Genomic DNA, 11,258 nt, shown 5'->3' with positions numbered 1-11,258 from the left:
TTCTTTTCGGTCACTTGATTGACCGCTTGGATTTTGAATTCTTCGGGATAACGTGGGTTGCTCATGGCACCTCCTGATTGGCCTCAGTTTAAGGCATGGAGGTGTCTACGAAACCCGGGGCGATTCAGCCGAACCATTTGCCTTGTGAATAACCTTGCGGCAGCGTGTGGTGATGCGTTTTCCTTAAGCCTCTCCGACCGATTAGACCTTGTGAGATTTATCATGAAGGGCAAACGTAAGGCCAAAACAACCAAGTGGCTCATGAAAGGTCAATTCGAGATCGAGGCTAGGCTTATGCTGCGAGAACGATCCCGTAACGCCTCGAACCATTTCCTTGATGCTTCAGCTACGTTTGGCGTGGAGCACGAGCCGGTAGGTTTGCTAGCCGGTAAATTGCCCTGAGTTATCTAATACTCGCCAACGCTCGCCGCTTACCGTTGTACAAATGCTACTGATAACTATTGCACCGGTTTCGCAGCAAGACCTATTGCCGCGCCGGGGCGGTAGGCACCAGCCATAGCAAATAGAACCCGATCCAGTCAGGTATCCAGTTCACTCGCTTGTGATGGCTCTCGCTCGGCTAAGATCCTGCCCGCATCATGCGAGGGGGAAAGTGCCCTGACTCCATAGAACTTGAAACTCGTTGTAAACAACCATCTCGACTTCCAACGCTTTACAGCTTTCCAAGTGTTGTTCCAATGGCAATTGACGCCCTGAGAGCATACGCAGCAATTCACCTGCCACAAGGGATGGCTGCATCTGGCCGGTTTTCTCGGGTGCTTAAAAGCTGCAATGGGTCGACAACGGATGGTGATGGATGACCGCTATCGGCCCAGAGTGTGTAAAAACGTACGTCGAGGTGCATCACATCCAGCTAGCAAGCTGGGCCAACCGCCGGAACGCTCTGACGAACATAATAATTGTCGAATTCACTGCTTTCGACGAATTGGAAGCCATGGCGGGTATAAAAGCGATTCGAAGCGCTTTCTTTGAGAGCACCAACTTTAATAGGGAGCGCAGCCGCATCCGCCACTTTGAAAATCTGAGTGAGAACAACAGAGCCTATACCTGATCCTTGCGCGCTCGGTCTCACATACAAGTGGTCGAGCAAGAGCTCATTGTGGTGATGCTTGACCACTACAAAACCAACCCTCTCTCCAGATACCTCGATGTAGTGTGTGTTGCGGGCTTCAAAACCGCTAAGAAACCGCTCGCGCGCGCGCACCGGATCAAATCGCCCAACACGCTCCAGACTTTCGCGCATGGCCTCAATTCGAATGGCTACAAGATTGTCCAAGTCGCTTTGTTGAGCTAGGACCAAAATGACTGGGGAATTTTGATTGGGTGTGACGGGCATATTTTGCGCTCTATTTACCATCCTGGAAGGCCAGTATAGAGAGCCTGATATGTGGTTCCCAGTTTGGCTTCACCGTCGAATTCAGACATCCACCTCAAATGTGAATAAAGGGCTGTCTCTCTGTACTATTATTTTTGCGTATTCATTTGCAGGGGGAAGCCAGTGAAACGCTTCATTCAAGGTGAACATCGAGGTCAAAGCACCTTACTTCCCGAGAGCCTCGACGACTACGTCAGCGATACCAATCCGGTGCGCGTAGTCGACGTCTTCGTCGACGAACTTGACCTAGTCCATCTGGGTTTTGAAGCCGTCATTCCAGCCGATACTGGCCGACCTGCTTACCATCCCGCGATCCTGCTGAAGATCTACATCTACGGCTATCTCAACCGCATTCAGTCGAGTCGGCGGCTGGAACGAGAAGCTCAACGCAACGTCGAGTTGATGTGGCTGACCGGTCGTTTGATGCCTGATTTCAAGACCATCGCCAACTTCCGAAAAGACAACAGCAAGGCCATCCGAGGAGTCTGCCGCCAGTTCGTTGTGCTGTGTCAGCGGTTGGGACTGTTCGGAGAAAATCTGGTCGCCATCGACGGCAGCAAGTTCAAGGCGGTCAACAGCTTGGTATCCCATCGGCTGATCGTGCAGACATAGCTTTGCTTTTGGTTTCCGCTCTCGGTCGTTTCATCGAGAAGGCGCACGCAAGCTACGGCGTTGCCAATGTACTGGATACCTAATGTTTTATTGTCTTGATACTTGAGCTTGAATCTCACTTTTCACCGTATCTGCTGGCAAATTTCGGGATGCTGGAGTCTACTTGACTGTTGCCGCTGACCGAAAACTGACCCAGGTGTTCAACTGCTTCTGCTCACTTTTTGAGCAGGAGAACACAGGGTGATCAGCATGGAAATGTTGGGGAAAATCCGGTGGATGTACTTCCGCGACAAGCTCTCGCTGCATCAGATAGCCAAGCGTACCGGGCTGTCGAGAAACACCATCCGAAAATGGGTCAGAGCGCCCGAAGCCACTCAACCGGCGTACCAGCGGTGCGCGACCTTCAACAAACTCAGCCCTTTCCACGACACGCTGGAACAGGCGCTGAAAGCCGACTCGTTCCGGGCAAAGCACAATCGCAGAAGCGCCAAAGCACTTTTCGAGCAGATCAAGGCCGAGGGTTATGACGGCGGCTACAGCCAGCTCACGGCGTTTGTACGCTCGTGGCGAGGAGAGCAAGGCAAGTCTTTACGCGCTTTTGTACCGCTGACGTTTGCGCTCGGTGAAGCCTTTCAATTTGACTGGAGCGAAGAAGGGCTGCTGATCGGAGGCCTGTTTCGACGCATCCAGGTCTCCCACATGAAGCTGTGCGCCAGTCGCGCATTCTGGTTGGTTGCGTACCCTAGCCAAGGTCACGAGATGCTATTCGATGCCCATAACTTCACGGTAGCTGCATCGTATTGTGACTCTTCAACCGCCAAGCTGAAGAACGCCATACACCCCCTGCTGTAGTCACCAGAAGCCCGCTCGCCAACGGGCTTCTGCATTCAGGGGCTCTGCCGAGCGGCGGATTCGGCTACCGTGGGCCGTTTGGCTGCTTTGGATTCGAGCCAATGATCAAGATCATGCTCGAACCAGCCTACTATCCCGCCGCTTAATTGCACCGATGGTGGGAATGAAGGGTCGTTACGCTCCAGACGCCAAAGTGTTGAAGGGTTGATGCCCCCTAGCTTTTTGCAAACGGCTTTCCGGCGAATGATCTGCATGACTACCTCTGCGCTTTATCAGTTGCATGCAGTGTCAGCAGCGGTCATTCCCAAGTCACGGAGTCTCATTTTATTATTTTCACCTCTCGAAAATCCGTGATTCGCTCTCTCGATAAAGGACGCGATACCAACCGGGCTTCTAGAGCTGCGAAGAGGGTAGCAAAAGCCAAAGTGTATACGAGGGTGACTATATTCCGCGGGATGGCGCACAGCCCCCTTGCAGAACGGGACCTGCAGGTCAGACTTACGCTTTAACGTGTAACAGTTACCGTGGATTGACACGGATCTCGACAGACTCAAAATCCCCGTAATCACTCGATGATACGGTGATTTTGCTTTTGGGGATCGCCACCCTCCTCCCACGCTGACAGAGACACGGGACGAGCGCGTCAAAGCCAGAGACCTGATGGGCCGGAGTCGCGTTCAGCCTATTCGTCAAAGATTCGGGCCACGGCGTCGGACCTATGATCTATGCTCCCTCCCCAGTGTCGAGATGCGCTCTGGCACTGTACTTTCACGTAAACAACAGCTATCTGCCTCAGAGTTTGAAAAAACACTCCTCAGGCACGCCACGCCAGGTTGGCAGCGTTATCGTGAGGTGGGTACACAGGAATTACAGTAAGTGAGCATGGATACAAACAAAAACACTTCCTTCGCCTATCAGGCGGTGTACCGCTATCTCGTCGAGTTGATCGAGACCACCAATTCGGAATGTGAGCAGAAATTGCCGTCCTTGCGGCTACTGGCCAAGCGCCTGAACGTGTCGGTGTCGACGACCAAGTACGCCTATTCGCTTCTCGAGGACGAGGGGCGGATCTATACCAAACCCAAGTTCGGTTATTTCACCAAGGCGATGCCGGCACCATTATTGAGTGAAGAGTCGCCCAACTTGCTCGACAACGTGTTCTCCAACGCACGCCAGCCGGGGATACTGGCCCTTAGCAGCGACGCGCCAGCGATGCTGTTGTCGCTGGAAAACCCGCTGCTGATGATGGAGCGCGAACTGGCCCGGCAGTACCCACGCTCCCATGCGCCGCTCTATCAGCCGTTCGGCGAACCCGAGTTGCGCGGCGCGCTGGCCGATCGCTACACCCGTTCCACTCACTGCTACTGGCAGGCCGAGCATGTGTATATCGGCTCGGACCTGCGCAGTGTGCTGGAGTTGTCCCTCAGTGCGCTGAATCTGGGTGGCACTGTGGCGCTGGTGGAATCACCTTGCTCGTGGGCAATCCTGCGCCAGTTGCAGGCGGCGAAGATCCGTGTGATCGAAGTGCCCCTCGGCGAGGATGGACGTTTCAACCTGCCCGCGCTTAGTGAGCTGCTCAGGCGTGAGCCCGTCCGGCTGGCGGTGCTGTCGTCGACCGTGAACATTCCCCAAGGCAACCTGATGCCGGCGCAGGATAAACAGCAGATCTGTCGCTGGCTGGCGGAGCGGGATGTCTGGCTGTTCGAAAACGACAGCTACGGTGAGTTCTGTTTTTCCCCCAAGCCCGCCCGCTATCGCGATTTTGCCGATCCGGAAAAACTGCTGGTGTTCTCGACCTTCGACAAGATCATTGGCTCGGAAGCGCCCTACGGTTATGTCCTGTGTCGTCGGCATGGGCCGCAGTTGCATCGACTATTCCTGGAACGGGCGTTTCGCCTGTCACCGATCCGTCAGAAAGCGATCGCCAAACTCTTCAGTTCCAAGCGCATCGATCAGCATCTGATGGTGCTGCGGGCCATGTTGCTGGACCGTATGAAACGCATGAAGGCCCTGCTGGAGGAACACGCCGATGGCCAGTTGCGGGTGGTCGCCCCCCAAGGCGGCGCGACCTTCTGGCTCGAGGCCACACACTCAGTGGACATGCGGCGGGTGTTCGAGCGCTTGCTGGCCCAGCGCATCGTCATCGCCCCCGGGGAAATCTTCAGCCAGCAGGGGGCCTGGCGGCATCACTTGCGCCTGAGCTACACCCTCGACTGGAGCAAGGATATTGCCCAGGCCCTGAAGAAACTGGCCCTGGCTATCGGCGAGGAGCGCTAGCCATACCTAGAGTCCATAGCAATGCCGCGCTTCAGGGAAGCGGCCATGACGCACCTCTTCGGCAAAACGCTCGCAAGCGTCGCGAATCACCGCGCCGACATCGGCGTACTGTTTGACGAAGCGCGGCACCTGCTCACCGCCCAGGCCCAGCACGTCTTCGGTCACCAGCACCTGGCCGTCGCAAGCCGGTGAGGCTCCGATGCCGATGGTGGGCATTTTCGAATCCAGGGTGATCTGCCGGGCCACACTTTCGGCCACACCTTCGAGCAGCAGGCTGAAAGCTCCGGCTTCGAGGTTGGCCCGGGCATCCTCGGCAATCACCGCACCGGTTTCGGCGGTCAGGCCCTGGGCCTTGAAACCACCCATGACATTGACGAACTGTGGCATCAGCCCGACGTGAGCCATGACCGGAATACCACGTGCCACCAGGAATTCGACGGTACCCGACAGGGCCTTGTTGGCTTCCAGCTTGACAGCATCGCAACCGGTGCGCGCCAGGACCTGGGCGCAATTGCGAAAGGCCTGTTCGTTGGATTCCTGATAGCTGCCGAAAGGCATGTCGGCGATGACACAGGATAGACGTGTACTGTCGACCACGGCCCGGGTGTGGCCGATGATTTCTTCAAGCTGCATGCTCAGCGTCGAGGCACGGCCATAGCCGACCATTGCGGTGGAGTCACCAACCAGAATGAAATCGACGATAGGGTCGATCAACTTGGCAATAGAACTGGAGTACGCCGTCAGGGATACGATTTTCTGTTGGCCCTTCATCGCGACCAGTTGTGGAACCGTCAATCGTTTAGTACGGGTATGAATGCTCATAAGTGTCTTCCTGTGGTGATTGAAAATCCCGCGGGATGGGGCGTCTGTCGTTACAGCCAGTCTTTCTCCCATTCACGCCAGGCCTGATGGTCCTGGCGGATTCTGTCGGCGCTCGGGTGCACCAGGAATACGGCACCCGGCGAGCTGTTGAGGTCGATGGTCGGTGTCTTCTGGCGACCTTCGGCGAAGCGAAAGCGCGCGCTGTGAAAGCTCGGCAGGGCTTCCAGCCGTTTGCGCACGTCGATCTGGGCGAAAGCGCCGCTGTGGCGGGCGATCAGGTTCAGTCCGCGGGCGTGCTGCTGCAGGCAATAGCGTTTGGGCAACGACGCCAGCCGTTCCGGTTCCAGGTAGCTGGTGCAGGTCAGTGCGACCTGGTCGTTGCCGGTGGCCGCTTGCAGCGCTGGCGGATTGGCCAGACCGGACAGACGGGCGCCGGTTTCCAGCAGTCGCGGGCCCCTGGCCGTGAGGATTACTTCGGTGTGCGCCGGGCCGTGGGTGATCGCCAGGGCGTCGAGCACACCTTCGACGTAGCCGACCAGGGCATCGAGCTCCGGCGCATCGGCGGGTAACAGATCTTCACGGTCGTAGATCTTGCGACCGTCGGCGCTCAGGGTCTTGGTGGATTTCCAGACGTCGGTGATCCAGTGCTCACCCTGATGGCTGACACTGTTGATGACGTACTCGTCACCCTCCAGGTATTCCTGCAGTAGCAGTGCCCGGTTGCTCCGCATCATCAGGTTAGTACTGCCGAGAATACAGTTGATGGCCGAGCGCAGTTGCACGGCATCCTGGCAGATGAACACGTTATCGGAGCCGGCGCTGTCCAGTGGTTTGGCCACCACCGTCGCGCCCCCCCTGGCCTTGAACCAGGTCAGGGCCTCTGTGCTGGAGGCGGTGCGCAACTGCGCCGCCACCGGCAACCCGGCAGCGGCGACCTGTTCGGCCATCAGCGATTTGTCACGGCGGGCGGCGGAGTATTCGGGATCGTTGCCAGGCAGGCCCAGACGGGCTGCCAGCAAATCCGCCAGTTCGACACCGAATTCGCTGCCGGTCAGCACCGCCGCCGGCCCCTGTTCCGCGAGCTTTTCCAGCAGCGGTTCAAGGCCTTCCTCGTGCATACCGTAGTGCTCGCGGAACAGTGCCTGTGGGCAACTTGCGGCAAAAGCCGGTGGCATGTCATTGCGTGAACGCACGTGCAGCAGTGGACGATGCTCCGCCAAGGCCTGAGCCAACAGGGCGCCGGTGGAATAGGCGTCGACCAGGATCAGCGGCGCCAAGGTGGAGTCAGTGCAAGGGTTGGTCATAACGGCTCACTGTGTAATGCAACATCTGGAATAACTCGGACGAGCTGATGCCCGGTCCGACTGAAGAAAGGCCGCAGCTACGCGGCAACGGCAGGCCACCGACATTGCCCCAGCGCAGGGCGCCATGGTCGTCGATGCGGGTGGTGGCGCGGCCAGGGTTGTCGGGGTGCAGGCAATAGGGAATGTCCAGCCGCCCACGGGCGAAGGCCTGGAACAGCGCGACGCCGATATCGGCGTGCAGGTCCAGCACGCTTTCCACCAGTTGCCGCGCCTCGAACAACACTTCCTGGCGATAGCCCTCACTGACCGGGTCGATCTCCAGTGCATCGCCAGCGGCGACTTCGGCCGCCATCGCCAAGGCTTCGAGGTTGTCCGCAACCGATGGAATCTGCCGGGATTCGGCAACGGTCTTGACGATCAATCGCTCACACCCGGCAGCCTGGGTCAGGCGTGCACTGTCACAGATCAGGCGACGAGCACCGTGACCAGTGGTGGGAAAGACCCCCATGTAGGAATAGACCACGACATGCCAGTGGGCGCCGTCCAGATAGTCCGCGGCCAGTTCGCGCAGGGCTTGTAAAGCCCCGATGTCCTGGGCCATGGATGTGCCCTGGGCGTAGCTCAGCGAGACACTGCGGATCCCGTGCTGGCGAAAGAACAGGGCTTCGAGCAGCGTCATGGCGATCAGCATCGACGGCGGGCACAGCTGGCCCAGCAAGCAACCGCCGAAGCTCTCGATATGACCATGATCGCTGGCATCGGCCAGCAACTGGCAACTCTCTGCCCAGGCCTCGACCGCCCGCGCCAGTGGCAAGCGGCTGTAGGGCATGCAGTAGGACACGGGGCCGCCTTCGGTGGCATCCAGCCCGAGGGCCACCAGCCGCTTGAAAACGTTTTGCGGTTGAGCGGTGCCATGCCGGACCTGGATCGCAAACGACGGGCCATAGAGCCCGTCGAGCACGCCGCGCACCGCCTCCAGCGGATGGCTGACGATCGGGAAACCGTTCAGCGGGCTGCCGCTGTTCAGGCACTGCAACGCGCTTTGGTAATCACCAACCCGGGTGTAGCTGTCCAGGGTGATGGTCCCGATGGTGGCGCAGGGCAACCCGGCCACTGCGGCCAGCCCGGCGCGCATCGACGCCAAGCCGCCGAAACCCATGCGCGGTTGCACCACCAGTTCGCGCCGTTGCCGGGCCTGCTCGATGAAGCGCTGGAAATGACCTCCTGTCATGTTCGACATCACTCAGCGTCCCGACACCAGTTCGACCACGTTTTCGCCCGTGACCGGGTCGAAGCGGGTTATCCGGCCCTTGTGCGGGTCGCCGGCGCGAACCCGGGCGATCAGGCTGCTGTCGCTGTCGAAATCGATCTGCTGATGAGCGTACAGGCTGCGCAGCGCCGGCAACGGCAAGCCGCTGACCTGGTTCAGCCAGAGGCTCAGGGCGCTGTCCTGGCGACTACCGGCCAGGACCAGATGAAGGTCCTCCAGGTCCGCCAGGCGCTGCGGGTGACAGGTCGTGATGAAGCTCGACAGCTCACGTCCACGCTCGACGAAGGGCGCGAACTGCAGGCAGATCAGTTGTGTCTCGTCGAGCCCGAACGCCTCGATGGCGAAGCGGTTCGCCAGTGCCCGGCGAGCGTCCTTGCCTTCGGCACCGGCATAGGCCGACAGTGCCAGGTCGATCAGGTGCTGGGGCATTTCTTTTTTGCGCATCAGGCCCTGGGCCAGTTCCAGGTATTCGCTGATGCCGTCATGGTAATGACGGCCCTGCACATACTGCGCCTTGAGCCCGCGAAAGTGCGCCATCAGCATGGGGTTGGCGCAGTCCGATTCGGTGAAGCTGAACGCCAGCTCTTCGAAGCGGAAATCGAGAAACTCGGTAATCAGCTCCCAATGGTCTTCCACCCGGTAGCTCACCAGGTCGTAGATGCTGATGAAGTCCGGATCGGCGCTTTCGCTCCCGCTGGCCACCCGACGTTCAGTCCGCTGCTCGTCGAAGCCCTCGCCGAACAGCTCGACGAAATACACTTGGGCCACGCCATCGAGTGTCTGGAGCAGACCGCGAAACCCCTGGCGCCGACACTCGTCGACGTTCAACCCCAAACGTTGGGCCAGGCGCATGATCCAGGTGAAGTAGTGCTTCTGTTCCTTACGCGAATCGCCGGTAACCACGGCATCGACGCCACCTTGCCACCAGGCCGCGCGCCCGTAGAAGTCAGCGACCGCCAGGTTGCAGCTGTTGCAGAAGGTCGGGCGACCGTCGCCGGCGGTACGATGACCGTTCATCAGCACGTCGAAGCGGTTTATGGCGCGCACCTGCTCGGGGAACGGCAAGTGGCGCTCGAACGGGCGGATCTGCTGGTGATCGACCACCAGCATCTCGACCCGAGGATCGTCATACAGGTGCAGGGCGCGGTAGACCCGGTCGATGTTCGCCATGACCGCGTCCGGAACCCCGGCGTGGCGCATGTTGGCAATGCGCAGGAAGAAAGTGCGGCCATGCAGTACGTTCAAATGCAGTTGCACGGCGCGGATCAGCGACACGGTGTAGGAACTGTCCTTGCCACCGCCGTAGGCCACCATCAGCTTGTAGTCAGTGAGCCCGTCAAGACCGCCCGCGGCATTGATCAACCGCTCTCCCAGGATGGCGACGGCACGCCGGTCCACCGCACTGAGGTAGCGATTCAGCTCGCCGAGCAGAGGGACGTCGGTAATTTCAGGGGTGATGGCAATGTTCATACCGGTTCGGCCTGGAAGTGAAAGGTCTTGATCGCATGATGGATGTCGCACTCGATATCCACTTCGCTCGCGTCGGTGAAAATGAAGCGTCCACTGTGCAGGGCGTCGTAGCTGCCACCGGCTTCGAGGATCTGTCCGGGCCGGGGCAGCAGTTCTCGCCAGAGCGAACTGACGTGCGGGCGCAGCGATTGCGCTTCGATCACCCGGCACGGCAGTTGTGCAGGTTTTGGAACAACCAGCCAGCCACCGCTGGGATCAGCCTCGATCGTCGGCAAGGGTACGGGGTCACCGGCCAGGCCTTTGAGCCAATGCTCATAGAGGTTCACGCCGAAGACTTTGTTGATCAGGTGCGGCACTTCGCTGCCGCCCACCCGGGCTCCCACTTCGAGGAACACCAGCGAGCCGTTCTCCTCGACGAATATCTCCAGGTGAAAGGCGCTGTTGCGCAGGTTCAATGCCCGCAGACAGCATTCACTGAAGACTTCGATCCGGGTGCGCAATTGCGAAGCCTGGAGGATCACTGAGCCCAGCGGTTTCGTGCTGGCGAAGTCCAGGCAGCTGTTGATGTAGCGCGACACCACTTGGAAGGGCACCGCGCCGCTGTCATCAGTGAAACCATCGATGTGATACGTCTGGCCCTGGATGAAGGCCTCGACTTCATAGCGACCCAGATCCACTTCACTCAGTATCGCACGCAGGGCTCGGGCGTCCTCGATCTTGGCGACGCCGATGCTTGCGCCGCCATCCACCGGTTTGACGATCACCGGATAACCAACGGCCGCGGCGAAATCCAGCACCTGTTCCACGTCATTGCAGCGAATGAATGGCGGCACCGCCAGGCCGTGCTCCTGGAGAATTTCTTTCATTCGCGCCTTGTCGCGGTAGACCGCCACCTGCTCCGGGCCGTGACCGGGAATGTTCAGGGCCTGTCGGACCCGCGCCGCGATCTCCAGAGTGAACTCCGACAGCGCGATCAATTGGTCCACGGGGCCGACCCGTTCGATGACTTCCTGAACGCCCGCCAACAACTGAGGGTACTGATTGACGTCATCGACCTGTACCAGATGAGCAATGTGCTCCCGGGGGGCCAGCACGCCCTCGGCACCGGGGCCGTCGACCACGTAGCTGATCCGGTGCCGTTGATGGTCGAAGAACTCTTCGTAGCGAGTCAGCTCATTGTCCCAGCGACTTGGGTCCTGAAAGCGCGGCCAGCGATTGACGATAACGATATGCATCGATTCGATCCTGTGAATGA

8 protein-coding genes and 2 pseudogenes are annotated in these 11,258 nt (G+C 59.1%); 3 read left to right on the top strand and 7 right to left on the bottom strand.

The window, feature by feature from the left end:
- Positions 1–874: 874 nt before the first annotated feature.
- Entirely contained in the window at positions 875–1,357 is a 483-nt protein-coding gene (locus tag AACY31_RS26185) for a GNAT family N-acetyltransferase (protein WP_080938471.1), read from the bottom strand.
- 162 nt (positions 1,358–1,519) lie between these two features.
- Here AACY31_RS26185 and AACY31_RS26180 point away from each other — a divergent pair.
- Positions 1,520–1,975: pseudogene (locus tag AACY31_RS26180) on the top strand (transposase); the annotation flags it as partial.
- A 282-nt stretch (positions 1,976–2,257) separates the two neighbouring features.
- Positions 2,258–2,803 (top strand): annotated as a pseudogene (gene istA, locus AACY31_RS26175) (IS21 family transposase); the annotation flags it as partial.
- A gap of 92 nt (positions 2,804–2,895) precedes the next feature.
- On the opposite strand, the gene AACY31_RS26170 reads toward istA, so the two are convergent.
- On the bottom strand, positions 2,896–3,114 hold the full coding sequence (locus AACY31_RS26170; protein ID WP_339505360.1) for a helix-turn-helix transcriptional regulator: 219 nt from the start codon (positions 3,112–3,114) through the stop codon (positions 2,896–2,898).
- Positions 3,115–3,742: 628 nt separating this feature from the next.
- Between AACY31_RS26170 and AACY31_RS26165 the strand changes: the two genes are divergently transcribed.
- On the top strand, positions 3,743–5,137 hold the full coding sequence (locus AACY31_RS26165; RefSeq protein WP_339505364.1) for an aminotransferase-like domain-containing protein: 1,395 nt from the start codon (positions 3,743–3,745) through the stop codon (positions 5,135–5,137).
- 6 nt (positions 5,138–5,143) lie between these two features.
- Here the strand turns inward: AACY31_RS26165 and panB are convergent, their stop codons facing one another.
- Genes panB through AACY31_RS26140 form a run of 5 tightly spaced genes read right to left on the bottom strand, consistent with a single transcriptional unit; the run spans position 5,144 to position 11,238 of the window.
- Complete coding sequence (gene panB / locus AACY31_RS26160) at positions 5,144–5,959, bottom strand: 3-methyl-2-oxobutanoate hydroxymethyltransferase (protein WP_339505359.1); 816 nt, start codon at positions 5,957–5,959, stop codon at positions 5,144–5,146.
- A gap of 50 nt (positions 5,960–6,009) precedes the next feature.
- Positions 6,010–7,263, bottom strand: a complete 1,254-nt coding sequence (locus AACY31_RS26155; RefSeq protein ID WP_339505358.1) for an ATP-grasp domain-containing protein — start codon at positions 7,261–7,263, stop codon at positions 6,010–6,012.
- A complete protein-coding gene (locus AACY31_RS26150) occupies positions 7,244–8,503 on the bottom strand; it encodes a methylaspartate mutase (protein ID WP_339505356.1) in 1,260 nt (419 codons plus the stop codon). The genes AACY31_RS26155 and AACY31_RS26150 overlap by 20 nt, the downstream gene beginning before the upstream one ends.
- 3 nt (positions 8,504–8,506) lie before the next feature.
- Positions 8,507–10,003 carry a hypothetical protein gene (locus tag AACY31_RS26145; protein ID WP_339505354.1) on the bottom strand — a complete coding sequence of 499 codons (1,497 nt, stop codon included), beginning with the start codon at positions 10,001–10,003 and terminating at the stop codon, positions 8,507–8,509.
- Entirely contained in the window at positions 10,000–11,238 is a 1,239-nt protein-coding gene (locus AACY31_RS26140) for an ATP-grasp domain-containing protein (RefSeq protein WP_339505352.1), read from the bottom strand. The genes AACY31_RS26145 and AACY31_RS26140 overlap by 4 nt, the downstream gene beginning before the upstream one ends.
- Positions 11,239–11,258: the final 20 nt, after the last annotated feature.

It is taken from the genome of Pseudomonas sp. RL_105y_Pfl2_101, from assembly GCF_963970585.1.
Lineage (GTDB): Bacteria > Pseudomonadota > Gammaproteobacteria > Pseudomonadales > Pseudomonadaceae > Aquipseudomonas.
Note: the sequence above shows the minus strand (reverse complement) of the source record. Positions and strands in the feature narration are given on the sequence as shown.

Bases quoted from the DNA above. Each gene is read 5' to 3' on its own strand.
- AACY31_RS26185 (WP_080938471.1), bottom strand. From the start codon at position 1,357: ATGCCCGTCACACCCAATCAAAATTCCCCAGTCATTTTGGTCCTAGCT.
- AACY31_RS26170 (WP_339505360.1), bottom strand. From the start codon at position 3,114: ATGCAGATCATTCGCCGGAAAGCCGTTTGCAAAAAGCTAGGGGGCATC.
- AACY31_RS26165 (WP_339505364.1), top strand. From the start codon at position 3,743: ATGGATACAAACAAAAACACTTCCTTCGCCTATCAGGCGGTGTACCGC.
- panB (WP_339505359.1), bottom strand. From the start codon at position 5,959: ATGAGCATTCATACCCGTACTAAACGATTGACGGTTCCACAACTGGTC.
- AACY31_RS26155 (WP_339505358.1), bottom strand. From the start codon at position 7,263: ATGACCAACCCTTGCACTGACTCCACCTTGGCGCCGCTGATCCTGGTC.
- AACY31_RS26150 (WP_339505356.1), bottom strand. From the start codon at position 8,503: ATGTCGAACATGACAGGAGGTCATTTCCAGCGCTTCATCGAGCAGGCC.
- AACY31_RS26145 (WP_339505354.1), bottom strand. From the start codon at position 10,003: ATGAACATTGCCATCACCCCTGAAATTACCGACGTCCCTCTGCTCGGC.
- AACY31_RS26140 (WP_339505352.1), bottom strand. From the start codon at position 11,238: ATGCATATCGTTATCGTCAATCGCTGGCCGCGCTTTCAGGACCCAAGT.